The sequence below is a fragment of the Acidovorax sp. ST3 genome (assembly GCF_003231145.1).
Classification (GTDB): Bacteria; Pseudomonadota; Gammaproteobacteria; order Burkholderiales; family Burkholderiaceae_C; genus Acidovorax.
This window is the reverse complement of sequence record NZ_QKVP01000003.1, coordinates 549,700-576,351: the sequence shown is the minus strand read 5'-3', so window position 1 is coordinate 576,351 and position 26,652 is coordinate 549,700. Positions and strand designations below refer to the sequence as shown.

Annotated in this window: 24 protein-coding genes; 14 read left to right on the top strand and 10 right to left on the bottom strand. The window is 66.5% G+C overall.

Going from position 1 to position 26,652, the window contains the following annotated elements:
- Nucleotides 1-17 precede the first annotated feature (17 nt).
- From ruvC to DNK89_RS11860, 3 genes are read right to left on the bottom strand one after another with little or no spacing between them, the layout of a single operon-like run.
- Nucleotides 18-566 carry a crossover junction endodeoxyribonuclease RuvC gene (gene ruvC, locus DNK89_RS11870; protein ID WP_056066401.1) on the bottom strand — a complete coding sequence of 183 codons (549 nt, stop codon included), beginning with the start codon at nt 564-566 and terminating at the stop codon, nt 18-20.
- A gap of 58 nt (nt 567-624) precedes the next feature.
- On the bottom strand, nt 625-1,617 hold the full coding sequence (locus DNK89_RS11865; protein WP_110960240.1) for a phosphatidate cytidylyltransferase: 993 nt from the start codon (nt 1,615-1,617) through the stop codon (nt 625-627).
- Between the two features lie 60 nt (nt 1,618-1,677).
- Nucleotides 1,678-2,439, bottom strand: coding sequence for a 1-acyl-sn-glycerol-3-phosphate acyltransferase (locus DNK89_RS11860; RefSeq protein WP_110960239.1), 762 nt, complete (start codon nt 2,437-2,439; stop codon nt 1,678-1,680).
- A 483-nt stretch (nt 2,440-2,922) separates the two neighbouring features.
- On the opposite strand from DNK89_RS11860, the gene DNK89_RS11855 reads away from it, so the two are divergent.
- The gene (locus DNK89_RS11855) at nt 2,923-3,999 is read left to right on the top strand and encodes a cyanophycinase (protein WP_153064281.1); all 1,077 of its coding nucleotides are present in this window, start codon (nt 2,923-2,925) and stop codon (nt 3,997-3,999) included.
- 38 nt (nt 4,000-4,037) lie between these two features.
- On the opposite strand, the gene DNK89_RS11850 is transcribed toward DNK89_RS11855, so the two are convergent.
- Complete coding sequence (locus tag DNK89_RS11850; protein ID WP_238990791.1) at nt 4,038-4,949, bottom strand: helix-turn-helix domain-containing protein; 912 nt, start codon at nt 4,947-4,949, stop codon at nt 4,038-4,040.
- 76 nt (nt 4,950-5,025) lie between these two features.
- Between DNK89_RS11850 and DNK89_RS11845 the strand changes: the two genes are divergently transcribed.
- A complete protein-coding gene (locus tag DNK89_RS11845) occupies nt 5,026-6,477 on the top strand; it encodes a cytochrome P450 (RefSeq protein WP_238990790.1) in 1,452 nt (483 codons plus the stop codon).
- Between the two features lie 27 nt (nt 6,478-6,504).
- Here DNK89_RS11845 and mtgA read toward each other — a convergent pair whose 3' ends face one another.
- The 4 genes from mtgA to DNK89_RS11825 all read right to left on the bottom strand — a co-directional run bounded on the left by mtgA (nt 6,505) and on the right by DNK89_RS11825 (nt 11,200).
- Nucleotides 6,505-7,239 carry a monofunctional biosynthetic peptidoglycan transglycosylase gene (gene mtgA / locus DNK89_RS11840; protein WP_060986032.1) on the bottom strand — a complete coding sequence of 245 codons (735 nt, stop codon included), beginning with the start codon at nt 7,237-7,239 and terminating at the stop codon, nt 6,505-6,507.
- 17 nt (nt 7,240-7,256) lie between these two features.
- Nucleotides 7,257-8,111 (bottom strand): shikimate dehydrogenase, encoded by an 855-nt coding sequence (gene aroE / locus DNK89_RS11835; RefSeq protein WP_110960235.1) that lies wholly within the window; start codon nt 8,109-8,111, stop codon nt 7,257-7,259.
- A 120-nt stretch (nt 8,112-8,231) separates the two neighbouring features.
- A complete protein-coding gene (locus DNK89_RS11830) occupies nt 8,232-9,092 on the bottom strand; it encodes an energy transducer TonB (RefSeq protein ID WP_110960234.1) in 861 nt (286 codons plus the stop codon).
- 32 nt (nt 9,093-9,124) lie between these two features.
- On the bottom strand, nt 9,125-11,200 hold the full coding sequence (locus tag DNK89_RS11825) for a ribonuclease catalytic domain-containing protein (RefSeq protein WP_110960233.1): 2,076 nt from the start codon (nt 11,198-11,200) through the stop codon (nt 9,125-9,127).
- An 88-nt stretch (nt 11,201-11,288) separates the two neighbouring features.
- Between DNK89_RS11825 and DNK89_RS11820 the strand changes: the two genes are divergently transcribed.
- On the top strand, nt 11,289-12,884 hold the full coding sequence (locus tag DNK89_RS11820) for a Wzy polymerase domain-containing protein (RefSeq protein WP_110960232.1): 1,596 nt from the start codon (nt 11,289-11,291) through the stop codon (nt 12,882-12,884).
- 35 nt (nt 12,885-12,919) lie between these two features.
- Here the strand turns inward: DNK89_RS11820 and DNK89_RS11815 are convergent, their stop codons facing one another.
- A complete protein-coding gene (locus DNK89_RS11815; protein ID WP_110960231.1) occupies nt 12,920-13,504 on the bottom strand; it encodes a YqiA/YcfP family alpha/beta fold hydrolase in 585 nt (194 codons plus the stop codon).
- A 114-nt stretch (nt 13,505-13,618) separates the two neighbouring features.
- On the opposite strand from DNK89_RS11815, the gene DNK89_RS11810 reads away from it, so the two are divergent.
- From DNK89_RS11810 to DNK89_RS11780, 7 genes are all read left to right on the top strand, one after another.
- Nucleotides 13,619-16,057 carry a serine/threonine protein kinase gene (locus tag DNK89_RS11810; RefSeq protein WP_110960230.1) on the top strand — a complete coding sequence of 813 codons (2,439 nt, stop codon included), beginning with the start codon at nt 13,619-13,621 and terminating at the stop codon, nt 16,055-16,057.
- Nucleotides 16,058-16,129: 72 nt separating this feature from the next.
- Complete coding sequence (rodA, locus tag DNK89_RS11805) at nt 16,130-17,305, top strand: rod shape-determining protein RodA (RefSeq protein ID WP_110960229.1); 1,176 nt, start codon at nt 16,130-16,132, stop codon at nt 17,303-17,305.
- Between the two features lie 93 nt (nt 17,306-17,398).
- Nucleotides 17,399-17,737, top strand: coding sequence for a YegP family protein (locus DNK89_RS11800; protein ID WP_110960228.1), 339 nt, complete (start codon nt 17,399-17,401; stop codon nt 17,735-17,737).
- Nucleotides 17,738-17,829: 92 nt separating this feature from the next.
- Nucleotides 17,830-19,314, top strand: a complete 1,485-nt coding sequence (tldD, locus tag DNK89_RS11795) for a metalloprotease TldD (RefSeq protein WP_110960227.1) — start codon at nt 17,830-17,832, stop codon at nt 19,312-19,314.
- A gap of 113 nt (nt 19,315-19,427) precedes the next feature.
- A complete protein-coding gene (locus DNK89_RS11790) occupies nt 19,428-19,967 on the top strand; it encodes a hypothetical protein (RefSeq protein ID WP_110960394.1) in 540 nt (179 codons plus the stop codon).
- Nucleotides 19,968-20,248: 281 nt separating this feature from the next.
- Nucleotides 20,249-21,370, top strand: a complete 1,122-nt coding sequence (locus DNK89_RS11785) for a 3-deoxy-7-phosphoheptulonate synthase (protein ID WP_110960226.1) — start codon at nt 20,249-20,251, stop codon at nt 21,368-21,370.
- Nucleotides 21,371-21,474: 104 nt separating this feature from the next.
- The gene (locus DNK89_RS11780) at nt 21,475-21,786 is read left to right on the top strand and encodes a hypothetical protein (RefSeq protein ID WP_015015633.1); all 312 of its coding nucleotides are present in this window, start codon (nt 21,475-21,477) and stop codon (nt 21,784-21,786) included.
- Nucleotides 21,787-21,841: 55 nt separating this feature from the next.
- On the opposite strand, the gene mpl is transcribed toward DNK89_RS11780, so the two are convergent.
- A complete protein-coding gene (gene mpl, locus DNK89_RS11775) occupies nt 21,842-23,263 on the bottom strand; it encodes a UDP-N-acetylmuramate:L-alanyl-gamma-D-glutamyl-meso-diaminopimelate ligase (protein WP_110960225.1) in 1,422 nt (473 codons plus the stop codon).
- 205 nt (nt 23,264-23,468) lie between these two features.
- Between mpl and DNK89_RS11770 the strand changes: the two genes are divergently transcribed.
- From DNK89_RS11770 to accC, 4 genes are all read left to right on the top strand, one after another.
- The gene (locus DNK89_RS11770) at nt 23,469-24,068 is read left to right on the top strand and encodes a hypothetical protein (RefSeq protein WP_110960224.1); all 600 of its coding nucleotides are present in this window, start codon (nt 23,469-23,471) and stop codon (nt 24,066-24,068) included.
- Nucleotides 24,065-24,643 carry a TlpA disulfide reductase family protein gene (locus tag DNK89_RS11765; RefSeq protein WP_110960223.1) on the top strand — a complete coding sequence of 193 codons (579 nt, stop codon included), beginning with the start codon at nt 24,065-24,067 and terminating at the stop codon, nt 24,641-24,643. The genes DNK89_RS11770 and DNK89_RS11765 overlap by 4 nt, the downstream gene beginning before the upstream one ends.
- A 170-nt stretch (nt 24,644-24,813) precedes the next feature.
- On the top strand, nt 24,814-25,266 hold the full coding sequence (gene accB / locus DNK89_RS11760) for an acetyl-CoA carboxylase biotin carboxyl carrier protein (RefSeq protein WP_060985129.1): 453 nt from the start codon (nt 24,814-24,816) through the stop codon (nt 25,264-25,266).
- A gap of 7 nt (nt 25,267-25,273) precedes the next feature.
- Entirely contained in the window at nt 25,274-26,623 is a 1,350-nt protein-coding gene (gene accC / locus DNK89_RS11755) for an acetyl-CoA carboxylase biotin carboxylase subunit (protein ID WP_056637364.1), read from the top strand.
- Nucleotides 26,624-26,652 lie beyond the last annotated feature (29 nt).

Here is a 26,652-nt window from a genome sequence, read left to right as displayed (position 1 = left end):
CGCGCGCAGAGGGGTGCTCAATAGCTGCGCCCATCCTTGTACATCGCATGCTGCCGCCGGTTCAGCGTGGCGGCTTCGCCCAGGCGGCCCATGGCGGACCCGGCATGGGCATGGGTGATGGCCATGCCCAGGCCATCGGCGGCGTCGGTGCCTGGCAGGCCTGGTAGTTGCAGCAGGCGCCGCACCATTTCCTGTACCTGGCTTTTGGCGGCGCGGCCGTGGCCGACCACGGCTTTTTTCATCTGCAGTGCGGTGTATTCGGCCACGGGCAGGTTGCTGGCCACCAGGGCGGTGATGGCGGCGCCGCGTGCTTGGCCCAGCAGCAGCGTGGACTGGGGGTTGACGTTGACGAACACGATTTCGACCGAGGCCACATCGGGCTGGTAGCGGGCTGCGACTTCGGTGATGCCGTCGAACAGGATCTTCAGGCGCCCGGGCAGGTCGCCCAGCGCCAGCGTGGTGGTGCGGATGGTGCCGCTGGCCACGTAGCTGAGCTTGTGGCCGTCCATGTCCACCACGCCGAAGCCGGTGGTCTGCAGGCCAGGGTCAATACCAAGGATGCGCATTTGCTCTCGTTTTTATAGCTATTGGGGCAATGGGGACTAGCGCTATCGGCCGATTTTTCTACAAACCGAAGTACCAGCGTGCCGAATGGAAGAAAACGGGTGCCGCAAAACACAGCGCGTCCACCCGGTCGAGCAGGCCCCCCGCGCCGGTGACGGACATGCCCTGCATGCCCCAGCTGGTGATGCCCCGATCGCGCTTCAACGCCTTCATCACCAGGTGCCCCAGGCTGCCTGCCACACAGGCCAGCAGCGCCATGCCGAGCGCCTGGCCGGGTTTAAAGGGGGTGATGAAGGTGAGCAGGCCGCCCGCGAGGCCCCCGGCGGCCACGCCAGCCAGCCAGCTGGTCCACTGAAAGCTCTGGCTCACCTGCGGTGCCACCGGCTTGTGCGGAAAGCGCCGCCCCAGCAGGTGCTGCACCAGCATGCACGTCTGCACCACAAACACCAGGAAGAACACCAGAAACGCGCCCTTGTCGCGGTAGCCCGGAAAGTCGAGCAGCAGCAACGCGGGCACATGGCTCATGCCGTACACGCAGACCATGATGCCCCACTGCAGCTTGGCATTGCGCTCCAGAAACCGCTGCGGGTCGTTGGCCAGTGCGCTCACCACCGGCAGCGCCAGGAACACGTACACGGGGATGAACACCGTGAACAGGTCGAAGTGCTTGCTGCCCACCAGCCAGAACTGCAGGGGCAGCACCACAAAGAACGCCAGCACCAGGCTGCGGTGGTCGCCTCGGCGTGTGGGCGACAGGGTGATGAACTCGCGCAGCGCAAAAAAGCCCACGATGGCAAACAGCACGGTGGCCACTGTCTCGCCCAGCACCCAACCCACCCAGAACACGGTGGCCATGACCCAGGAGGTCTTGAGCAGCCCCCAGAACCGCCGGGCCTCCAGGGCCTGGGCTTCGGCTTCGGGGTCGTCGCTCGGGTGCTCGCGCAGATTGCGCACAAAGGCCCACACGGTGACGATGGACAGGATGCCGAACACGACCAGGAACAAGGCCCCGATCTGCTGGGTGGCGGTGAGATTGCGCAGGAATTGGTTCATGTCAGCGCGCGCTCCGGGGCGCAGCGTTCGGCAAGATCAGGGGCTTCGCGCGGGTCATGGTCAGACTTCCCGCAGTGCAATGACGGCGCGGCGCGCGCGGTCGAGGAACGGGCGGCGCTCCTCACCTGCTTCGAGCTGGATGGGCGCGCCAAAGGTCACTGAGCACAGGATGGGCACCGGCACCACTTCGCCCTTGGGCATCACGCGCTGCACGTTGTTGATCCAGGCGGGCACCAGCACCACCTGCGGAAACATCTGCGCCAGCTTGAACAGGCCGGATTTGAAGGCCTGGGGTTCGTCGCCATGGCCGCGCGTGCCTTCCGGAAAGATCACGATGGAGTCGCCGCTCTCCAGCGCGCGCACCAGCGGGGCCAGCGGGTCGGATTCGGGCAGTGCGGCGCGCAGTTCTTCGGGCGTGGGTGCGCGGGGGGGCGCTTCGGGCGAGGGGTCTGGGCCCCCGGCAGCTGCCGTGTCGGCATCGGCTGCGGCGGCCTGGGTCACGGTGGGATCTGCGGCCACGGGCGCTGTGGGCCGCGCGGGCGTGGCCTGGCGGTCCACATACACGGCGTTGAACACGGCGGTGGTGATCCACTGCCGGAACGGCGTCTTGGTCCAGTAGTCTTTAGCCGCAATGGGCCGCGTGATGCTGCGCAGTTCCTCGGGCAACGCCGCCCAGATCAGCACCATGTCGGCATGGCTCTGGTGGTTGGCAAAGTAGATACGCTGCTCGGCCTTGGGCGGACAGCCATACCAGCGGGCCTGGGAGCCGGTGAGAAACCGCACGATCCCCAGCAGAAGGAAACTCATCAACTTGGCAAGCATGGCGGGGATGATACGGGCAGGCTTCGATGCGCTTTGCCAAACGGTGTGCGCAGGAGCGCTAGGCATCCTCTGCACGAATCGAGCGGCAAGTGGGCACTGCGGATCGGGATGGGCTGCAAGGCGCAAAACGCAGCAATAGCCGTAGCTATTGCGAGTATTTGCAACGCCGCAGACCGCCCGAGCCCGCAGATGTACACGGCGCGCTGACTCGTGCAGAGGGTGCCTAGCAGCGTTTGCCTAGAATCCACCGCTTCCTTTCCCCTTCGCACCTTGTTTTGTGCGCCGCAGCGCCTATCTGGCCCGGTGCGTTGGTGTGCTGATGTGCGGGCCGCTGCTGGTGGCTGCGCGGCCGTGATTGCCTTGTGCCAGCTCGCTCCACCCCGCCACGCTGGGCGGAGCGCCTTGCATTTTTGCCTCCCTTTTTCCTTCTGTGGGTCCATGGTTCTAGACGTTGTGTTGTTGCTGCGCAGGTGCCTTCGCCCCTTGGGGCGACGCTCCGCCGTTGCTGTGGCTTGGGCGGCGGCTTTGCTGTCGTGCCTGTGGGGGATGCATTGCGCCCAGGCGCAGCCCGCCACGGCGGGAGTGCCCTGGGTGGCCGCGCCCGCCTCTCCGGTCGCATCCCCCGCCTTGCCTGGCGCCACCACCGTACCCACCCCGCCCGCAGCGCCATTGGCAGCGCAGCCCCCGTCGGCGCAGGCGGGCTCTGCCAATGCGGCGAGGCTGGCGGCCGTCTTGCGGCTCTTTGTCCGGCCGCAAGGCCACTTGCTGATCGTGGGGGGCGGGGAAACGCCTGTCAGCGTGCAGCAGCGGTTTGTGGCGCTGGCCGGGGCAGAGAACGCCCGCATTGCCGTGTTTCCCATGGCCAGTTCCAAGTCGGACGAGGAGGCCCTGGAAGTGGCCCGCGACTTCAGCCGCCTGGGCGCGTTTGCGCAGGTGGTGGACATCCGCCCCGGCGAGGCCAACAGCGCTGCCGTGGTGCAGATGCTGGAGGGCTTCACGGGATTCTGGTTCTCCGGCGGCGACCAGTCGCGCCTGTCCACGCTGCTGGTGGGCACCCGGGCATTGCAGACCATCGAATCGCGCTACGTGGCGGGGGCGGTGGTGGGCGGAACGTCGGCCGGGGCCTCGGTCATGAGCCGGCTCATGCTCACGGGCAAATGGCGGGCGCCGCGCAACTCCGACGAAGAAGAGCAGGTCAACATCGCCCGAGGCATGAAAGAGCTGGCACCCGGTTTCGGCCTCTTCCGGGGGGCGATCGTGGACCAGCATTTCATGCACCGTGCCCGCTACAACCGCCTCATCAGCGCGGTGTTGGATCACCCTCAGCTGATCGGTGTGGGCATCGACGAGGAAACCGCCCTGCTGGTGCGCCCGGACGGCATGTGGGAGGTGCTGGGCAACTACTACGTCAAGCTCTTTGACGCCCGCCGGGCGCAGATCGTGGACGACGACGGCCCCATGGCCAAGGCTGCGGATATCCGCATGCATGTGCTGCCCGAGGGCGGTCTCTTTGACCCGCAGCGGCGCCGGGTGACCTTCCAGGAAACGCACATTCCGTGATTGGGATCGCCCCCTGGGCCTGGTTCCGCGTTGTTGCCCTACACCCAGATCCGGTACACCCAGAAGGCCTCGTCGCCATAGATGCCGTCGTACAGCGCCTGCGGTGCGTAGCCGGTGATGCGGCGCGTGACGCGGCACAGGTGTGATTGGTCGGAGAACCCGGCGCCCGCTGCCACATCGGCCCATTTGACCGAGCCCTGCGCAGCCTCGGCGGCGATGGTGTCGAAGAACGCCTGCTCGGCCTTGCCAAAGCCGCGCAGTTCGCGCAGGGGCAGTCCGGCCCAGCGCTTGATGCGCCGCTCCAACTGGCGCAGGCTGCGGCCAGGGGCCGACAGGGCGGCGCGCTGTGCGAGGTGTGCAGCCCAGTCGCCGTAGCGCTGTGTGGGCAAGGATTGTGCGGGGCGGCAGGCCTGCCAGCGGGGCTCCAGAAAGTCTTCCAGGTGCTGCAGGCGGGCCGCGTTGTCGGGCAGGTTCTGCACCGCCTCGCACAGCGCCATCCAGTCGGGCGGCAACAGCGATTGCGCGTCCACCATGCGATCGGTCAGGGCCCCAGGGTCCACGCCGGTGAGCTGGTGCAGCGCGTCGGGCATTAACATCACCATCATGGCGTGCGTGGGCCCGGCGCAGTAGCTGGAGGTGGGGCGGGTCTGCGGGCCGGCCAGCACCCAGCGGCCGGGGTAGGCCTCGCGCGGGCTGTGCTCCGTGGGCATGGAGTCGGGGCGCTCGGCCACCAGGGCCTCGCTGCGGCCTTCAAACCACCAGCTCAGGCTGCACAGCGGCGAGGCCGGAAAGCGGTTGATGCGCTGTGCATCGCTGAGCGTGTGGCCCACCGTGCTGCGCGCGATGGCAGCACGCAGGCAGGCCGTGAGACTGGGGCGCGGCAGCCACAGCTCGCCCGAGGGGATCAGCCCGGCAGGGTGCCGAGGGGAGAGGGGGGCCAAGCTTGCCATGGGGCGCGAGTGTAGGCGACGGGGGCTGTCGCAATCGTTCAATACCAAGTCGTCGCTGCGCTGCAGCATGTGGGGCATGAACACGCCCACAGTCACCACCTCGTCTGTTTCTTCTGTTGCTTCTCCCACTCCTCCCACCACGCCTGCAACGCCACGCGGCCCGCGAACCCGCTGGTGGGGCCTGCCGCTGCTGCGCGCCATGCGGTCCGACTACCTGGGCTTTGTCACCCAACTGCAGCGCGAGCATGGCGACCTCACCCGCATGCGTTTAGGGTACGAAGATGCGTGGGACCTGATGCACCCTGATCTGGTGCGCGAAGCACTGGTCACCCATGCCGACCAGCTCATCCGCTGGGAGCGTGGCATGGAGGTGTTCGAGGAAGTGTTTGGCCAGAGCGTGCTGGTGACCGAAGGCGACACCTGGCAGCGCCAGCGCCGCATGCTGATGCCCGCCTTCACGCCCAAGCGGGTGGCAGGCTACGCGCAGCTGATGACCGATGCCGCCCGCAGCGCGCTCGATGCGGCCGTGCCGCCAGGCCAGCCCGGTGCGCAGGTGGCGGTGGATGCGCTGTGGACCGACGTGGCCATGGACGTGATCCTGCGCACGCTGTTCAGCACCTCGGCCCAGGCCGATGCGCGCGATGCTGCCTGGGCCACGCAGACGCTGGGGGCCACGGCCTACCAGGAGATGTTCATGCCCTTTACTTTGCCCGACTGGCTGCCCCTGCCGGGCAAGGCGGCCAAGCGGCGCGCGATCCGGTCGTTGAAGGGACTAGTGTGGCGCCACATCCATGCCCGCCAGGCCGAGGTGCCCCCGCCCGATGCCCCTGCGCGCACGGACCTGCTGCAGATGCTGCTGGCCCTGCGCGACGAGCAAACCGGCGATGCCTTGTCAGCACAAGAGGTGTTTGACCAGTGCATCGTCAGCTTCCAGGCCGGGCACGAAACCAGCGCCACCACGCTGCTGTGGTGGACCCTGCTCATGGCCCAGCACCCCGAGGCCGCGCAGCGCGCCCAGGCCGAGGTCGATGCCGTGCTGCGGGGCGGCACCCCCGGCCCCGAGCACCTTGCCCAGCTGCCCTGGCTGGGCGCTACGTTGAAAGAAGCGCTGCGCCTGTACCCCCCGATCGCCGCGCTGATGAGCCGCCGCACCACCGCGCCCATCACGCTGGGCGGCGTGCCAGTGCCCCCGGGCGCCATGCTGCGCATCACCCCCTGGGTGCTGCACCGCGATGCGCGCTGGTTTGCCGAGCCGGACTGCTTCCGTCCCGAGCGTTTTCTGGACGGCGCGCCGCCCATCCCCCGGGGCGCTTGGATTCCCTTCGGCCTGGGGCCGCGCGTGTGCATTGGCCAGCACTTTGCGATGCTCGAGATGACGCTGCTGGCGGCCATGCTGCTGCAGCGCTACACGGTGCGGCTGCCGGAGGGGAGCGCCGTGGGCGCGCCCCGGTTACAGGTGACGTTGCGGCCGGAGGGGGAGTCTGCGCTGTGGCTGCAGCGGCGGCGCGATGCGCCGCAGGGGCAATAAGGCGCGCTGCTTACCGGTGGGTGACGTTCAGGGCAACTCCGCGCCGCCCATGCGCCCCAGGATCGTGCGTGTCCGTCCTGCCAGATACGCCGAGCCAGGCGTTTTCTCAAACCGCTTGGGCGCGGGCAGCATCACGGCCAGGCGTGCGGCCTCGGCTGTGCTCAGGCGGCTGGCGCTCTTGCGGAAGTAGTGCTGCGCAGCAGCCTCGGCGCCGAACACGCCTTCGCCCCATTCCACGTTGTTGAGGTAGATCTCCAGGATGCGCTGCTTGGAGAGCAACTGCTCCAGCGCCAGCGTGAGCACGAACTCCTGCCCCTTGCGCAGCAGTGTGCGTTCGCCCGACAGCAGCAGGTTCTTGGCCAGCTGCTGGGTGATGGTGGAGCCGCCCCGGATCTTGGGGGCACGCACCGGGCGCTCGGGGGCGCGGGCCTGCGCCTTGCTGGCCTGGGCTTCGGCCTTGGCGTTGCGCTCCCAGGCTTTTTCGATGGCGTTCCAGTCCACGCCGTCGTGGTTCACAAAACCATCGTCTTCCGAGGCGATCACCGCGCGCTTGAGGTGGTCAGAGATGTCGGCGTACGGAACCCATTGCTGGCGCCAGGGCACATGGCCTTTGCTGGCCAGCAGCGTCCAGGCTTCGGACCGCTGAAAGGTGGTGGACTCGGGGTTGATGGCTGCCATGGCGGCAATGCGCAGCACAAAGAACAGCTGCAGCGCCACGAAGGCGATCACCAGCAGTCCCAGCCAGCGCAGCACGGCTTTCATCGTGGCGTCCCCGGGGGTCAGGCGGTGGCAGATTGCTGCATTTCGCGCAGCACCTGGGCCGAGGGCGGGCGCACGCCGCGCCACAGCAAGAAAGCCTCGGCGGCTTGCTCCACCAGCATGCCCAGGCCGTCACGGGGCACGGCGCCGTGCTGCCGGGCCCAGTCGAGGAAGCCCTGTGCTGCGGGGCCGTACATCATGTCGTAGGCCAGGGCACCGGGGCGCAGCACGCTGGCGGGCACCGGGATGCCGCCGCCAGAAAGGCTGCTGGCCGTGGCGTTGATGATTACATCGAAATGGGCCGATAGCGCTAGTGGTTCTTGCGCTGACAGCTCTGCTTTTTGTAGCGCAGCCAAGGCGCTGTGCGACTGCACCAGCGCCTGCGCCTTGGCCAGGGTGCGGTTGGCCACAGTGATGTGGCGGGCCCCCGCCAGCAACAGCGGGCCCAACACACCTGCGGCGGCGCCCCCGGCGCCCACCAGCAGCACATCGCGCCCGGCCAGCGACACGCCCGCGTTGCGCGTGATGTCGGCCACCAGGCCCAGGCCGTCGGTGTTGTCGGCGTAGATGCTGCCGTCGGCGCGAAAGGTGAGCGTGTTGGCGGCGCCCGCCAGTTGCACGCGCTCGCTGCATTCGGTGGCCAGGCCCGGCGCTTCGGTCTTGAAGGGCACAGTGACATTGCAGCCGCGCCCGCCCTCAGCGGCAAACGCCCGCACGCCCTGGGCAAAACCGTCCATGGGCACCAGGCGGCGTTCGTAGGCAATGTGTTCGTCGGTCAGCTCGGCAAAACGGGCGTGGATGGCGGGCGAGCGGCTGTGGGCCACGGGGTTGCCCATCACGCAGTACAGGTCGGCAGGGGAGGCGGGGGATGTCATGGGGTGGCGAGGGCTGCGTGGGGCTGGCGGTACGGGCGGCCGTGCGGTGCGTTTTGTGGGGCGGGTGGGTGGGCTTGGAGGTCGGCTCGGCGGACGCCGTTGCTACCCCCCGCCGGGCAGTTACTTCACAACGGTTTCCAGGGTCTGGTCGCGGGTGAACTTGAAGCGCGCCACCATGGCGATCTGGTCGGCCTTCTTGCGCATCTCGGCATCGAAGGCGCCAAACGGGCCTGCGGCGCGGGCAATGGCTTCGGCGCGGCGGTCCAGGGTGCTGTTGCCTGAGCCTTGCACGATCTCGGTGCCCAGCACACGGCCGTCATGGTTGACGGTGACGATCATCGTCAGCTCGCCGTAGAGCTTGCGGCCGGCCTGTTCGGGGAAGTTCTCGGTGCCCTTGTCTTCCACCTTGCGGCGCAGCGCGTCGTAATAGATGGCATAGGCCTCTTCGCGGGTGGCGGGGCTGATGTAGCGCTTCTTGGGGCGCGAGTTTTCTTCGTTGATGCGCTTTTCGATCTCGGCCAGCAGCTTGACGAGCTGGCGGCGCTTTTCCTGCTCGCTGGCCTGTTCGGCGCTCTGGCTGGCCTGGCGCGGATCGGGTACGGGCATGGTGGCCAGCTGCTTGCGCAGCTGGGCCAGCAACTGGGCCTGCTGCTCCTGCATCGCGTCCATCTTGCGCTGGGCTTCTTCGTAGTCGTCACCCACTGTGGTGAGCGCGGTGTACGGCAGGGGGCTGGTGGCCCGGCCCTTCTCTGCATCGCCACCGCCCGCCAGGTTGGCCTGGGCAATCGCCTGGGCCTTGTCGGGGCGCTCGTTGGACTTGGCATTGACCAGGATGACTTCGAGTGGCGTGTCCTGGAACACGCGGTTGAAGCCCTCGGGGTCGATGAAGCGCACCGAGATGAGCGCAGCATGCACGGCGATGGAGACGCCCAGCGCCAGCTGCAGCGTGCTGAAGGTGCGGAGGAAGGCAGGGAGTTTCATCGCCGGCAATTATCAGGGGGCTGTCCGGGGCTTCAAGCGGTGGGGGCCGCTGCAGCGGCGTCGACGGGGGCCTCGTTCACATCCACCGCAATCGCAATCGGGCCGGCCACGGTGTCGTCGTCCTCGGCATCATCCACGGGGCCATCGTCGCTGGTGTCTGCGGGGTCGTCCAGGCGCTCGATCACGGTGCCGTGGATATCCAGCGTGATTTCGTCCACCTCGCCCAGCTTGACCTTGAGGCGCGCGCCGCGCGGCAGGTTCTGCGCGCCCAGCACGGGGAAGACCAGCGGAATGTCGTCCGCGCGGACGAGGAAGCTGCCGCCCGGGCCTTCCTTGAAGACGGTGGCGTTCAGCTCGGTGATGCCGTTCTGCTCCACATACTTGAGCGTCCAGAAGCGTTCCATGCCCGCCTGGTAGCCGTTGTAGGCGCTGTAGGCCGCGTCAAAGCTGCTGATGATGGAGAACAGGTCGGCGTCCTTGGGCTTGAAGGGCGCGGCCAGCGCAGCGGTCTTGCCGTGGCGCGCGCAGGCAATGATCTGCCACTGGTTCACCAGGTCGGTGTAGCGGCGCAGGGGCGACGTGGCCCACGAATAGGCTTTGACGCCGATGCCCGCGTGCGGCAGCGCCTTGGTGCCCATGCGCACCTTCACGCCCGGCGCCATGCTGGCCTGGCTGCGGTAGATGCCGGGCACGCCCAGCTCCGCCATCCAGCTGCCCCAGGTGCTGTTGGCCACGATCATGGCCTCGGCCACGATCAGATCGAGCGGCGCGCCGCGCTGGCGCACGCTGATCTGCACCTGCTCGTCGCCCGTGGGCTCGGCGCCGTCGTTGCCGACCAGGCGGAAGTTGTAGTCCGGCCGGTTGAAGTTCTCGGGCTTGCCGCGCACGACTTCGCGGCGGGCTTTGAGGTCCTTGGCGAGGCGGTGCAAAAACGATAGCTGCGGGCGCAATTCGGACAAGCGCTGCGGGTCGTTTTGGTGCTCAAACGCCGGGTTGGTGAGCCATTCTTCCGTCACCACCGCGTCGAGCTGGTCGTGGCGCAGGTTGGCGGCCACGTGCACGCGCTCCAGCTTGGTTTCGGAGCTCTTGAACTCCAGCGTGGCCTCGTCGATGGTCACGTACAGCGAGACGGCCGGGTTGGCGCGGCCTTCGTCCAGCGTGTAGGCCTGCACTACATCGTCGGGCAGCATGGTGATCTTGTAGCCCGGCATGTACACGGTGGACAAGCGGGCGCGGCCCAGCTGGTCAATGGCGCTGCCCGGCTGGATGGCCAGGCCCGGCGCGGCGATGTGGATGCCCAGCACCACGGTGCCGGTGCCCAGGCCCTGTACGGACAGCGCATCGTCGATTTCGGTGGTCTGCGAATCGTCGATGGAGTAGGCCTGCGCGGGCGACAGCGGCAGCTCGTCCGCAATGACCGGTGCAGTGACTGCCGGAAAGCCCGTGCCCTTGGGGAAGTTCTCGAACAAAAAGCGCTTCCAGTGGAACTGGTAGGCCGAGTCGATGGCGCCCGCCTTTTGCAGCAGGTCGAGCGGCGCGGTGTGCGTGGCGCGGCTGGCGTCGACCACGGCCTTGTACTCGGGCGCGTTCTTGTCGGGCTTGAACAGAATCTTGTAGAGCTGGTCGCGGATGGGCTGCGGGCATTCGCCGCGGCCCAGTTGCGCTGCCCACTCGTCGATCTGCGCGAGGATGGCCTTCTTCTTTTCGATGGCGGCCAGCGCCTGCTGCAGGATCTCGGCCGAGGCCTTCTTGAAGCGGCCCTTGCCCGCACGGCGAAAGTAGTGCGGTGCGTCGTACAGGCGGAACAGCGCACCGGCTTGCTGGGCCAGGGTGGCGTTCTCGGAGAAATAGTCCCGCGCCAGGTCGGCAAAGCCGAATTCGTCTTCGGGCGCGAATTCCCAGGCCAGGTCCAGTTCAATGGTCTCCGCCACGGCCTGGGCCTGGGCGATGAGTTCTGCCGGGGCGGGTTTTTCGAACTTCAGGAGGATGTGGGCGGCCTTGACCTTGACCCGTTTGCCCGAGTCCAGCTCCACTTGGGCGGAGGTATCGGCTTCGGACAGGATACGGCCGGCGAGAAATTTGCCGGCTTCTTCAAACAATGCGTGCATGGCGGCGATTGTCCCATGGGCGCAGCGGGCGCCCGGGCGGCGGCGCATATGATCCACGGCGCGCCTTTTTGCCCCTACCTGCCATCCCATGCCCTTTGCCACCATGGCCACGCCGCTGACACTGCTGGCACTGGCGCTGCCGTTCCTGTTCTGCTTCACGCAGGCCCCCATCAACAACTTCTGGCCCCTGCTTGTGTCCTGGGGCTGCGGCGCGGTGCTGGTGTTGTTGGCCCTGGCTCGCTGCGGCAGTACGCCGGGGCGGGATCAGGAGGGGGAGACCGGGGGGGCGCCCGCCCTGGTGTCGAGCCGGATGCTGGCCGCAGGCCTGCTGGTCGCAGCGCTGGCCAGTGCGGCCGTCGGGTTGCTGCAGTATTTTGTGGGGGATCCCGGCCTGCCCGGCGTGCAGCCCTCTACCCTGGGGCAGGCCATCGGCAACCTGCGCCAGCGCAACCAGCAGGCAACGTTGCTGAGCCTGGGCGTCTGGGCGCTGCTGTGGGGCTTGGCCCAGATGCAGGCACGTCTGGACCACCCCGGCATCGCCGCCCCTGTGCAGGGAGGAAAGGCCTGGCCCGGGTGGTTGACGGGCTTGCTGGTGGCCTGGGGGCTGGCGTTGCTGGCGATGTCGAGCGCGGCCACGGCCTCACGCACCGGGGCCGTGCAGTGGCTGTTGATGCTGGGGTTGGTGTTGTGCTGGCGCTTGTCGTGGGGGCGCCTGGTCCTGGGGCTAGGACTGGTGGGTTTGATCTTGTATGGCGCAGCGGCCTGGCTGCTGCCTCGCTTGCTGCTGGATTGGACCGGGTTTGCATCGGATGGACTGTTTGTGCGCATCCTCGACGAAGAGCCGGGCTGCACCAGCCGCCGTGTGCTGTGGGCCAATGTGCTGCACCTGATCGCGCAAAAGCCCTGGGCGGGCTGGGGCTGGGGGGAGTTGGATTACGCGCACTACGTCACCGTGTTCCCGGGGGAGCGGTTTTGTGTGCTGCTGGACAACGCCCACAACCTGCCCCTGCACCTGGCGGTGGAGCTGGGCGTGCCGGTGGCGCTGATCTTTTGTGTTGCTGTGGTGGTGTGGGTGCTGCGCGAAAAGCCCTGGCGCGAGACCGATCCGGCGCGGCAACTGGCCTGGGGCGTGCTGGCACTGGTGGGGCTGCACAGTCTGCTGGAGTTTCCGCTGTGGTACGGGCCGTTCCAGCTGGTCACGGTGCTGGCCGTCGCGTTGCTGTGGCGCTGGCAGCTGCCCCGCTGGGCAAGCTCGCTGGGCGCGCGCCGGGGGGCGGCCACCGTCATCGTGTGCGCGCTGGCACTGGGGGCCTATGTGGGCTGGGACTTTTACCGCGTCAGCCAGCTGTACCGGCCGCTGGCCGACCGCCCACCCTCCCTGCGACAGGACACCGTTCGCAAGGTGGGCAACACCCCTTTCTTCACCGATCAGGTCGATTTTGCGCTGCTGACTACCATCGAGCTTTCACCCAGCAATGCGGGCCAGGTCTTTGGGGTGGCCAACAAGCTGCTGCACTTCTCGCCGGAGCCCCGGGTGATCGAGCCGCTGATCGAAAGCGCCACGATGCTGGGGCTGGACGACGAGGCGGCGTTTCACCTCAAGCGATACCGTGCTGCGTACCCGGCGGACTATGAGCGCTGGCGCGAGCAGGGGCGGCGGATTTCGTCCCACCTGAAGCCCTGACCGTGTGCGCTGCGGATGGCTGCCGCGCGTTCAGTTCAGGCCAGTTGCAGGAACTGGCTCACCAGCGGCAGGTAGTCCCCATAGTTGCCCAGCGCGTGGTCGCCCCCCTCCAGCACCACCTGCTCAGCTTGCGGGTAGCGCCCCACCATCTCACGCCAGTCCAGCACTTCATCGCCCTTGGCAATGAGGGCCAGTTCGCGGGCGGCAGCGGGGCGGGCCCGCATGTCCAGGGCCTGCAACTCTTCGATGTACTCCGGCAAAAAATAAAAGCGCTCGCTCGGGTCGTGCCAGCTGGTCTGCTCGCCGATGTAGCGGGCGAGGTCGCGTGCCGGGTCCACAGCGGGGTTGAGCATCACGCTGGGGCAACCCGCGTGCTGCGCCACCCAGCTGGCATAGAAGCCGCCCAGCGACGAGCCAATCACGGCCATCGAATGCCGGGGCCAGCTGGCAATGCCCTGCGCCACCAGCGCCATGGCGGCCCGGGGCGATGGTGGCAGCTGCGGGCACCATAAGGTCACGGAGGGGTGGTGGGCCGCCACGTGGGCCGCTGTCTGGCGCGCCTTGGCCGACGAGGGAGACGAGCGAAAACCGTGCAGGTACAGCAGGTGGGTGGTGGTCATGAGACAGAAAGTGATCGGGGCAGGGGAATCACTGCTTTAACCGGGCTGGCGCAGGCATAAGATGTGCACACCAGGGCGCCACACCGTGCGGCGCTTGGTTTTGCTACCCGCACCATGACCGATTTTGCCCCGCTTTCCACTGCCAGACGATGGGCGCTCGGATCAGGCGACAAGCCGCCTGCGTCGCTGGGGCGGTTTGAACTCAAGAAGCAACTGGGCAGGGGCGCCCAGGCCACCGTGTGGCTGGCGCTGGACCCGCGCCTGCAGCGCGAGGTGGCCATCAAGCTGATGCGCCCCATGCAGGACCAGGACCCCTCCGTGCTGGAGCAGTGGCTGCGCGAGGCCCGCCACGTGGGGCGTCTGGCCCATCCCTACATCGTGCCGGTGTTCGAGGCCGATGTGCAGGGCGCGCAGCCCTACATCGTGTTCGAGTACGTGCCCGGAAGCACGCTGGCCGAGCACCTGGCCCAGCAGGGGCGCTGCACGCCCCACGATGCCGTGGCGCTCATGGTGGATGTGCTTGATGGCTTGCACGCCGCCCACCAGGCGGGCATCGTGCACCGCGATCTCAAGCCGTCCAACATCATGATCGACGCGCACCGGCACGCCCGGGTGATGGACTTTGGCATGGCGGCCCCTGTGCAGGCCGCACCGGATGCGCAACTGGCGAGCGGCACGCCCGCCTACATGGCGCCGGAGGCTGCGGCGGGCGCCGCGCCCACCCCCGCGATGGACGTGTATTCCGCTGGCTTGGTGCTCATCGAGATGCTGACCGGGCGCCCCCTCGTCCACCAAAAGGACACCTGGCAGGCGCTGTACCGCATTGCCAACGAAAACCTGGCCCTGCCCGCCGACCTGGGCCCCGGCGTGGACGATGGCCTGCGCGCCATCTTGCAGCGGGCGATGGCGCGCGACCCGGCGCAGCGCTATGCCACGGCGGCGGACTTTCGGGATGCGTTGCGCGCCTGGGCGGCGCCGGCCAGTGCGCCATCGGCCGCCAGCAATGCCACGCTGGACTTCTTGCTGCGGCGCATGCGCCACAAGAGCGACTTTCCGGCCTTGTCGGACTCGGTGGCGCGCATCCAGCGGGTGGCCAACTCGGAAGACGACAGCATCAGTGACCTGACCCACGAAATCCTGAAAGACGTGGCGCTCACCAACAAGCTGCTGCGCCTGGTCAACAGCGTGCATTACGCCCACGCCAGCCGGGGCACCATCAGCACCGTGTCGCGCGCAGTGAGTCTGGTGGGCTTCAATGCGGTGCGCAACATGGCGCTGAGCCTGGTGTTGCTGGACCACATGCAGGACAAGGCCCATGCCAGCCAGATGCGCGAGGAATTTTTGCGCGCCATGATGGCGGGCTCGGTCGCGGCCGAACTGTGCAGCACGAGCCAGGCGGCCGAAGAGGCCTTCATCGGCGCAATGTTCCAGAACCTGGGGCGCATGCTGTGCGAGTTCTACTTTCCCGAAGAGGCACGGCAGGTGCGCAGCTTGGTGGCGTCTGGGCGGCTGGAAGGGGGCGAAGAGGCCGCGTCCGTCCAGGTGCTGGGCCTGGGGTTTGAAGACCTGGGTGTGGGCGTGGCGCGCGTCTGGGGCCTGCCCGACAGCCTGCAGCGCTGCATGCGCAAGCCCCTGGGCTCGCCCATGCAGCGTGCGCCCGAGCAGGGCGTGGAACGCCTGCGTTGGGCCGCCATGGCGGCCAACGAGGTCGCCGGTGCCCTGCTGTTCAGCGACCCCGCCCAGATAGAGGGACAACTGGGACAGGTGGGCACACGCTACGCCCGCACGCTGGCGCTGTCGGCCGAGGCCATTGCCGACGCCACGCTGCGCGCGCGGCACAAGCTGGTGGCGCTGGCCGAGGCGCTGGACCTGCGCGTGGACCCCGACACGCCGGCGGCCCGCCTGCTCAAGCTGCCCTCAGCCGCTGGTACGCAAGCCGCACCCGACGATGCCCTCGGCGCCCACGAGTTGCGGGTGACGGAAACGCAGCCCCTGCCCGCCGTGCTCGAATCCCAGGCGGGTGGCGCAGTGTCGGTAGCGCAGGTCAATGAAGTGCTGGCGGCAGGCATCCAGGACATCACCAACGCGATGGTCGAGAGTTTTCAGCTCAACGATGTGCTGCGAATGATCCTGGAGACCATGTTCCGCGCCCTGGGTTTTCGGCGCATGGTGTTTTGCCTGCGCGAGGCCCGCACCGACATGCTGACCGGCCGCTTTGGCCTGGGGGAGGGCAGCGAGGGGGCGGTCCGGGCCCTCAAGGTGCCGCTCAAGGCCCAGGGCGACCTGTTTGCCGCCGTGTGCCTGCGCGGCGCCGACACCCTGATCAACGACGCTACCGAGCCCCGCATGCAGGCGCGGCTGCCCGAGTGGTACCGCAAGGGCGTCAATGCGCCGTCGTTTCTGTTGCTGCCGCTGCAGATCAAGGGGCAGCCCTTTGCCCTCATCTATGCCGACCAGGCCACGCCGGGCGGCATTGTGGTGGACGACAAGGCCTTGGGCCTGCTGCGCACCCTGCGCAACCAGGCGGTGATGGCCTTCCGGCAGGCGGGGTAGGGCTGCGGCTCGCGATGTCCCTGCAGGGGCGTGGGCTGCTCTGGTGTGCGGCATCCGCCCGATAATCGGGGGATGGCCGTCGTTTTTGAAAAGCCCACGCTCGTCCAGCGTCTGGCGCCCCTGTTCCGGGGCTTTGACCTCCCCCTCCTGTTGCTGGTTCTGATGCTGGCCAGCGCCGGGTTGCTGGCCATGTATTCGTCGGGCTATGACCACGGCACGCGGTTTGTGGACCATGGGCGCAACATGCTCATCGCCGGGGCCATCCTGTTCATGGTGGCCCAGGTACCCCCCCAGAAAATCATGGCCTGTGCCGTGCCGCTGTACCTCACCGGCGTGGCCCTGCTGGTGGCGGTGGCGCTGTTTGGCATCACCAAAAAAGGGGCGACGCGCTGGATCAACGTGGGCATCGTCATCCAGCCCAGTGAGATCCTCAAGATCGCCATGCCGCTGATGCTGGCCTGGTGGTTCCAGAAGCGCGAGGGCACGCTGCGCCCGCTGGACTTTGCCGCGGCAGGCCTGCTGCTCGCCGTCCCGGTGGGCCTGGTCATGAAGCAGCCTGACCTGGGCACCTCGCTGCTGGTGCTGGCGGCTGGGCTGTCGGTGATCTTCTTTGCGGGCCTGTCCTGGAAGCTGATCCTGCCGCCGGTGCTGATCGGCGGTGTGGGCATCGCTACCCTGGTGCTGCTGGGTGACCAGCTGTGCGCAGACGGCGTGCGCTGGGTGGTACTGCACGACTATCAGCAGCAGCGCATCTGCACCTTGCTGGACCCCACCCGCGACCCGCTGGGCAAGGGCTTTCACATCATCCAGGGCATGATCGCCATTGGCTCTGGAGGGCTGTCGGGCAAGGGATTCATGGCGGGTACGCAGACCCACCTGGAGTTCATCCCCGAACGCACCACCGACTTCATCTTTGCCGCCTATTCCGAAGAATTTGGCCTGGCAGGCAACCTGTTCCTGCTGGTGTGCTTTCTGCTGCTGGTCTGGCGGGGGCTGGCCATCGCGGCGGGCGCCAGCACCTTGTTCGGCCGTCTCATGGGGGGCGCAGTGTCGATGATCTTTTTCACCTATGCCTTTGTGAACATGGGCATGGTCAGCGGCATCCTGCCGGTGGTGGGCGTGCCCTTGCCCTTCATCAGCTATGGCGGCACGGCCATGGTCACCTTGGGGCTGGCACTGGGCATCCTGATGTCGGTGGCGCGGTCCCAGAAGCAGGAAACCAAGGACCCTCTCCCTGCCGCGCTGTAGGGCCTTGTGCAGGCGGTTGCCCGCAGCACGCCCTCGGGGTACAAACCGGCTGGCCAACTGTGTTTTGGTCGCTCAGCATTCGGAGGGTTTCCTATGGCGGCGAAGTTTGAGCTCAAGAAGTCGAAAAACGACAAGTTTGTTTTCAACCTGCTGGCCGCCAACGGCCAGGTCATCCTGACCAGCGAGATGTACGAGTCCCGCGCCAGCGCGCTGAACGGCATCGAAGCGGTGCGCAAAAATGCCCCGAACGATGGTCGTTTTGGTCGGCTCAGCGCCAAGAACGGTGCGCCGTATTTCACCTTGAAAGCCGCCAACGGCCAGGTGATTGGCCAAAGCCAGATGTATTCCGGTGCCAAGGCCCGGGACGAGGGCATTGAGTCGGTGCAGGCCCATGCGGCCGAGGCCGTGCTTGACGACCAGACGGCCACCTGACGCGGTGGGCGGCGCTGAAGGTGCGCCGGGTGCACATAGGGGCATGTGGCCCCCAACCGGGCAAGGGCTGGTCGGGCGCCTAAAATGCTTTGATGACTTTCCGCTCCACCACTGCCGCGCCCCAGCGTGCGGCCACCAGCCAGCGCATCGATGTTGCCCGTGAACTGCTGCTGACCCCTTTTGGCCTGGACGAAGGCCACCTTGCCCGCGCTTTGGCCGAAATCCGCGCCCACCAGGTGGACGATGCGGACCTGTACTTCCAGTACACCCGCAGCGAAGGCTGGAGCCTGGAGGAAGGCATCGTCAAGACCGGCTCCTTCAGCATCGATCAGGGCGTGGGAGTGCGTGCCGTCAGTGGCGAGAAGACAGCCTTTGCGTATTCGGACGACATTTCCGAGGCGTCTTTGCTGGATGCGGCCCGCACCGTGCGGTCTATTTCGTCTGCAGCGCAGGCAGGCAAAGCGCGAGTAGCTCCCAAAAAGGTAGCGGCCAGCCGCAGCCTGTACCCGGGCGTGGACCCCATAGCCTCGCTGGACAGCACGGCCAAGGTGGCATTGCTGGAGCGGCTGGAGCAGCGCGCCCGCGCCAAGGACCCGCGCGTGGCGCAGGTGATGGCCGGGCTGGCTAGCGAATACGACGTGGTGCTGGTAGCGCGCGCCGACGGCACGCTGGCAGCGGACGTGCGCCCGCTGGTGCGGCTGTCCGTCACCGTGATTGCCGAGCAGAACGGTCGCCGCGAGATGGGCTCTGCAGGCGGCGGCGGTCGTTTTGGCCTGGCCTATTTCGACGACGAGCAGATGGGTAAATACGTGGACGAGGCCGTGAATGCGGCCCTGGGCAACCTGGAGTCCCGCCCCGCCCCGGCGGGCGAGATGACTGTGGTGCTGGGCTCAGGCTGGCCCGGCATCCTGCTGCACGAGGCCATTGGCCATGGGCTGGAAGGCGACTTCAACCGCAAGGGCTCCAGCGCGTTCAGCGGCCGCATTGGCCAGCGTGTGGCTGCCAAGGGCGTCACGGTGCTGGACGACGGCACCATTGCCGACCGCCGAGGTTCGCTGAATGTGGACGACGAAGGCCACGCCAGTCAGCGTAACGTTCTGATCGAGGACGGCATCCTGAAGGGCTACATCCAGGACTCGCTGAACGCACGTCTGATGGGCGTGGCGCCTACGGGCAACGGCCGGCGCGAAAGCTATGCCCACATCCCCATGCCGCGTATGACCAACACCTACATGCTGGGCGGTGACAAGGACCCGCAAGAAATCATCGCCAGCATCAAGAAGGGCCTGTACGCCAGCAACTTCGGCGGCGGGCAGGTGGACATCACCTCGGGCAAGTTCGTGTTCTCGGCCAGCGAGGCGTACTGGGTGGAAAACGGCAAGATCCAGTACCCCGTCAAGGGCGCCACCATCATCGGCAGCGGCCCGGAATCGCTCAAGAAAGTGACCATGATCGGCAACGACATGCGCCTGGACAGCGGCGTGGGCACCTGCGGCAAGGAAGGCCAGAGCGTGCCCGTGGGCGTGGGGCAACCCACGCTGCGCATCGAAGGCCTCACGGTGGGCGGTACGGCCTGAGGGTTGCGTTGGCAGCCTGCCGGCAGACCTTGGGTGGTGGTGCGTGACTTCGCGTTTTCACCTGCTTTTCGGGGCTTGTACTGCGCATTGGCCGGCGCACAATGGGTGACACCATGCCCGCCACGCGCCCCAGTCAACTGCTGACGCTCCAGTCGTTTGGAGACATCAGCCGCTTCTTGCGCGAAGGCGTGGCGGACGAAGATTCACGCCAGCTCCGCGACAGCCTGGGCGTGTTGTCCACGCAGATCGACGAGGCGGTGCGCACCCGCCGCACCAGCACCGACACCACCGAAATCACGCGCCGCGTGGTGGCCTTGTCCCACAGCGCGCGTGAACATCAGCTGTTTTTGACGGGCCTGGGCTCTGCGTGGCACGCGCTGTACGAGTTTGGCGCCTACCAGCGCGCACTGAGAGAGCTGCGCAACGCCATTGCCGACTGGCAGTCGATGCTGGAGCAGCGCAGTACCAAAGAAAGCGCCAGTTTCGACCAGTTTGAGCTGCTGGCCTGGCGCACGCTGGGCGAGGCGTTGCTGCTCATCGACATGTACGAGCACCAGAGCAATCCGGCAAGTGATTTGCAGGACATGCCGCCGCCGCGCAAGCCCTCGGCACTGCAGCGCTTGCGGGCATGGTTTCGGGGCGGCCGGCGGTGAATGGCCGGAGCGCCACGTGTTGGAAGCGGGCGCGTGTCGTGCATTCGCAACAGGCCGAGGGGGCCGAACCGGCGCACTCCTGTGCTACATTGGCTGCCATGCAAGTTCGCAGCGCGTTTTATTTTTGGTTTTTTATCTCGGTCCCCGGCGGATGAGAGGAAAACGCGCAAGCACACACAACCTCCCCATACCAACCGCCGACGCTGCAAAGCCCGGCGGTTTTTGTTTTTCAGCCCTCCCGTTTTTCCATCCACTCCAACCGACTCCACGAGGAAGCAACCATGACGGCCACTACCAACCCCACCAGCGATGCCTGGTACCGCAGCGTCGAGAAAACCAGCCAGACCGACGACGAACGTATCAAGGACATTACCGTGTTGCCTCCTCCCGAGCATCTGATCCGCTTCTTCCCGATCGGCGGCACGCCGGTCGAGTCGCTGATCACCCAGACCCGCAAGAACATCCACAACATCATGGCCGGCAAGGATGACCGCCTGCTGGTGGTCATTGGCCCTTGCTCCATCCACGACCCTGCCGCTGCTGTCGAGTACGCCCGCCGCCTGATGGCCGTGCGCACCCAGTACGCCGACACGCTCGAAATCGTCATGCGCGTGTACTTCGAAAAGCCACGCACCACCGTGGGCTGGAAGGGACTCATCAACGACCCCTACCTTGACGAAAGCTACCGCATCGATGAAGGCCTGCGCATTGCCCGCCAACTGCTCATCGAGATCAACCGCCTGGGCATGCCTGCGGGCAGCGAGTTCCTGGACGTGATTTCGCCCCAGTACATCGGCGACCTCATCAGCTGGGGCGCGATTGGCGCGCGCACCACCGAAAGCCAGGTGCACCGCGAGCTGGCCTCCGGCATCTCGGCGCCCATCGGCTTCAAGAACGGCACGGACGGCAACATCCGCATCGCCACAGACGCCATCCAGTCGGCGAGCCGGGGCCACCACTTCCTGTCGGTGCACAAGAACGGCCAGGTTGCCATCGTGAACACCAAGGGCAACAAGGACTGCCACGTGATTTTGCGCGGCGGCAAGACGCCCAACTACGACGCCGCCAGTGTGGCCGCCGCCTGCAAGGACCTCGAAGCTGCCAAGCTGCCAGCCACATTGATGGTGGACTGCAGCCATGCCAACAGCAGCAAGCAGCACGAAAAGCAGCTGGACGTGGCCCGCGACGTGGCGGCCCAGGTGGCGGGTGGTTCGCGCAGCGTGTTCGGCCTGATGATCGAAAGCCACCTGACGGCAGGCGCCCAGAAGTTCACGCCTGGCAAGGACGATCCTTCGGCACTCGAATACGGCAAGAGCATCACCGACGCCTGCCTGGGCTGGGACGCCTCGCTGCAGGCGCTGGCCGAGCTGTCGGACGCCGTCAAGGCACGCCGTGCCCGCTGATCGCTGGCTTCATTGCAAGGTCTAAACTGGGGGCGCTTGCTGCGCGCACTCTGCGTGCAGCAGCGGTCACCAGTCACCGCAACAACACAGAAAGGCGATCCATCATGCACAGCGAAGTGTCGGTCAAGCTGGCCGCAAACCAGGAATACCGTTTTGATCTGGAGGGCGCCGAGCCCATGGCCCACGAGGCCGGGCGGCGCTGGCTCGACGATCAGTTCATCGCGCTGGACTGCGAGCCTCTGCGCGCCAGCGGCAAGGTGCTGCTGGCCGACAAGGTGCTGACCGTGGCCCGCGCGGCCGGTGTGGCGCTGATGCAAGACCCCACCTGGTCCCGCGACTTTGCGCGTGCCGCTAGCGCCGCACTCGCCAAGCCCATCGTGCGGGTGGATGTGCCGGGCATGGCGGTCACGTTCTGAACGCCATTTGATAGAAATAGGCTGCTAGCGCCAGTGGAATATGCGCTAGCAGCTACTATTTTTGTAGTGTCTGCAGCAGCTTGGCGTGGATGCCGCCAAAGCCACCATTGCTCATGCACACCACGTGGTCGCCCGGGCGTGCGGCCTGGGTGACCTGGGTCACCAGCGTATCGATGTCCGGCGCCGTCTGCGCGCGCTGGCCGGGGCCGACGCCCAGCGGTGCCAGCGCCTGTGCGGCGTCCCAGTCCAGCCCCGCCGTGTGGCAAAAGGCCAGGTCGGCGGGCTCCAGGGCCCAGGGCAGCTGGCTTTTCATCGCGCCCAGTTTCATGGTGTTGCTGCGGGGCTCGAACACCGCCAGGATGCGTGCGCCGGTGCCTAGAGTGCGGCGCAGGCCGTCCAGCGTGGTGCGCAAGGCGGTAGGGTGGTGGGCAAAGTCGTCGTAGACGGCCACACCGCCCACCGTGCCACGCAACTCCATGCGCCGCTTGACGTTCTGAAAACTGCCCAGAGCGGCTGCGGCCTGTGCGGGCGCCACGCCCACGTGGTGGGCCGCTGCGATGGCCGCCAGCGCATTGAGCTGGTTGTGCACGCCGGTCAGCGACCATTCCACGCGCGCTACGGTTTGCCCTTGGTGCACCACGTCAAAAGCCTGCGGGTCACCCACGGCGTGAAAGTCGCTGACGGCGGCGCCAAAGCTGGTCACCTCGCTCCAGCAGCCGGTGTGCAGCACGCGGGCCAGGCTTTCTTCCAGTCCATTGACCACCACGCGTCCCGACGGCGGAACCGTGCGCACCAGGTGGTGGAACTGGCGCTCGATGGCCGCCAGGTCGTCAAAGATGTCTGCGTGGTCGAACTCCAGATTGTTCAGCACGGCGGTGCGGGGCCGGTAGTGCACGAACTTACTGCGCTTGTCGAAAAAGGCGGTGTCGTATTCGTCGGCCTCGATCACGAACAGCGGTGCGGCGCCGAGCGGCGTGGCGGCTGGCGCGGGGCGCTGCGCAGCGCCCAGGCGCGCGGACACGCCAAAGTTCAGCGGCACCCCGCCGATCAGAAAGCCCGGTTGCTGCCCGGCCGATTCCAGAATCCACGCCAGCATCGAGGTGGTGGTGGTCTTACCGTGCGTGCCAGCCACGGTCAGCACATGGCGGCCCTGCAGCACATGCTCGGCCAGCCATTGGGGGCCGCTGGTGTACGGCAGGCCTGCGTCCAGAATGGCTTCCATCAACGGAAACTTGGGGGAGCCGTCAGCCAACCGGGCGCGGCTGACCACATTGCCCACCACAAACATGTCGGGCTGGAGCGCGAGCTGGTCGGCGCTGAAGCCTTCGATCAGGTCGATGCCCAGCGCGCGGAGCTGGTCGCTCATGGGTGGGTAGACCCCGGCGTCGCAGCCCGTTACCTTGTGCCCTGCCTCGCGCGCCAGGGCCGCGAGGCCTCCCATGAACGTGCCGCAGATGCCCAGTATGTGTATATGCATGGGCGCAGATTCTAAGGCCGGGGGGTGGGTGCCTCCTTCAAGGCAAAAAGGACTGCAGGTGCCGACTCTGTCTGCCTGAGGTGCTCTCAAAATAGTAGTTCCCCTGCGCGCCGGTTGTCTGGGTCGCCAGTGCCGCCTGGGGTCATCGGCCGTCGTGTCACGGCTTCGCGCCACAATGGAGGTTCTTTAGTTCCCCACCGCTGCCATGCACACACCCCTGAGCGAAGAAATCGCCCAAACGACCGCCCGCCTGGTGGTGGAGGAGGGGCTGGAATGGGGCCCCGCCAAGCGCCGGGCGCTGCGGCAGATGGGCCTGCCGGCCCGCACCCCGCTGCCGGACAATGATCTGGTGGAAGAGGCGGTGCGGGAGTACATCCAGCTCTTCTGTGCCGATACCCAGCCGCGCGAGCTGCGGGCGTTACGCCAACTGGCCCTGGTGTGGATGGACCGCATGGCGGCCTTTCGGCCGCATCTGGCGGGGGCGGTGTGGCATGGCACGGCCACGCGCCTGTCAGACATTTACCTGCAATTGTTCTGTGATGACCCCAAATCGGCAGAGATCGCGCTGATCGATCATCATGTGGACTACGAACCCCGCACGGTCACCGGCTTTCATGGCGAATCGGTGGAGGCGCTGAGCCTGGGCAGCAAATCGCCCGAGCTCAATGAAATGATCGGTGTGCACCTGCTCATCTATGACCTGGACGACCTGCGGGGTGCGCTCAAACCCGACTCCAAGGGCCGGACACCGCGCGGTGACATCACGGCCGTGCGCCGCTTGCTTCAGGAAACCACGACCCCATGACACAGCCTGCTGAATCTCTCGCCCCGGTGACTCCCGATGTCTCTGCCCCCTCGGCAGCGCGCAGGCGCCTGTTGTATGCGGGGGTGGCTGGGGCTGCGGCTCTGGGTGGCGCGGGCTTTGCATGGTGGAAGTTTCAGCCCCATGCCGTGGAGCCGGGGGCCGTTCAGGCGCTCTGGGGGCTGGAGTTTGAAACGCCCGCTGGTAGCACCGTGGCAATGAAGTCCCTGGCTGGCAAGCCGCTGCTGCTCAATTTCTGGGCCACGTGGTGCCCACCTTGCGTGGAAGAGCTGCCCATGCTCAACGCCTTCTATCGCGAACAATCTGCCAAAGGCTGGCAAGTGCTGGGTTTGGCGATTGATCAGCCTTCGGCGGTGCGCAAGTTTCTGACGCGCATTCCGCTCGATTTTCCGGTGGGGCTGGCTGGCTTGGGCGGCACAGACCTGGGGCGGTCGCTGGGCAACCTGACAGGAGGCCTGCCCTTCACGGTGGTCCTGGGCGGGGAGGGGAAAGTGCTGCATCGTAAAATGGGGCAAGTGACCGCCCAGGACTTGCAGCTTTGGGCAGGTCTGCGCTGAGGATGCGCGCCCATATACACGGGCTGTATAGGGGTTCTCGACGTGTCTTCTCTCGATGAAACGGCACTTTCCCATGCCGAAGTTCATGAAAAATACGGGTGGAAGACTGCGATAGGGTGAAATTGGAGTAAATTCGCGCCCTATTCAGTTTTATAGCCGTTGGAGCTTCCATGGATCTGCGAAAACTCAAAACCCTCATCGATCTCGTGTCCGAGTCGAACGTCTCTGAACTCGAAATCACGGAAGCCGAGGGCAAAGTCCGCATCGTCAAGAGCGGTGGTGCTGTGGTCCAGCAGTATGTGGCGGCCCCGGTGGCAGCCCCTGCCGCAGCGCCAGCAGCCGCGCCTGTGGCTGAACTGCCTGCCCCACCGGCCGCAGCAGCCCCTACCGGTCACATCGTGAAGTCCCCCATGGTGGGCACTTTCTACCGCTCGTCCAGCCCCGGCGCCAAGCCTTTCGTCGAGGTGGGCAGCCAGGTCAAGGAAGGCGAGACCATCTGCATCATCGAGGCAATGAAGATCCTCAACGAGATCGAGGCCGACAAGTCGGGCACTGTGACCCGCATCCTGGGCGAAAACGGCCAGGCCGTGGAATACGGACAACCTTTGTTCGTCATCGAATAAGGCGCGCATGTTCAAGAAAATCCTGGTCGCAAACCGAGGGGAAATCGCCCTTCGCATCCAGCGCGCCTGCAGTGAACTCGGGATCAAGGCCGTGATGGTCTACTCCGAGGCCGACCGCGACGCCAAATACGTCAAGCTGGCCGAAGAGGCCGTCTGCATTGGCCCCGCGCCCTCGCCTCTGTCGTACCTCAACATGCCGGCCATCATCTCGGCGGCCGAGGTGACCGATGCCGAAGCCATCCACCCAGGCTACGGTTTCCTGTCCGAGAACGCCGACTTTGCCGAGCGCGTCGAAAAGAGCGGCTTCCAGTTCATCGGCCCCACGCCCGAGTCGATCCGCATCATGGGCGACAAGGTGTCGGCCAAGCAGGCCATGATCCGCGCGGGCGTGCCCTGCGTGCCAGGTTCCGAGGGCGAATTGCCCGACGACCCGGTGCAGATCCGCCGCATCGCCAAGGCCGTGGGCTATCCCGTGATCATCAAGGCCGCAGGCGGCGGCGGTGGTCGTGGCATGCGTGTGGTGCATACCGAGGCTGCCCTGGTCAATGCCGTGCAGATGACCAAGGCCGAAGCGGGCGCAGCGTTCGGCAATCCTGCGGTGTACATGGAGAAGTTCCTCCAGAACCCTCGCCACATCGAGATCCAGATCCTGGCCGACAAGCACCGCAACGCGGTGTACCTGGGCGAGCGCGACTGCTCCATGCAGCGCCGCCACCAGAAGGTGATCGAAGAGGCGCCAGCGCCAGGCATCCCCCGCAAGCTGATCGAGAAGATCGGCGAGCGCTGCGTGGCCGCCTGCAAGAAGATTGGCTACCGTGGTGCGGGCACGTTCGAGTTTCTGTACGAAAACGGCGAGTTCTATTTCATCGAGATGAACACCCGTGTGCAGGTGGAGCACCCCGTGACCGAATGGATCACGGGCGTGGACATCGTGAAGACGCAGATCATGGTGGCGGCGGGCGAGAAGCTGCCCTTCACCCAGCGCCAGATCGAAATCCGTGGCCATGCCATCGAGTGCCGGGTGAATGCGGAAGATCCTTACAAGTTCATCCCGTCGCCGGGGCGCATCACCACGTGGCATCCACCAGGCGGCCCTGGTGTGCGCGTGGACTCGCATGCCTACACCAACTACTTTGTGCCGCCCAACTACGACTCGATGATTGGCAAGATCATCGTGCACGGCGACACGCGTGAGCAGGCCCTGGCCCGCATGCGCACGGCTTTGTCCGAAACCGTGATCGAGGGTATCAACACCAATGTGCCGCTGCACCGCGAGCTGATGGTGGATGCGAAGTTCATGGCGGGTGGCACCAACATCCACTACCTGGAAGAGTGGCTGTCGCAGCACAAGCGCTGACATCGTATTGCGCAGTCATTCACATGCTG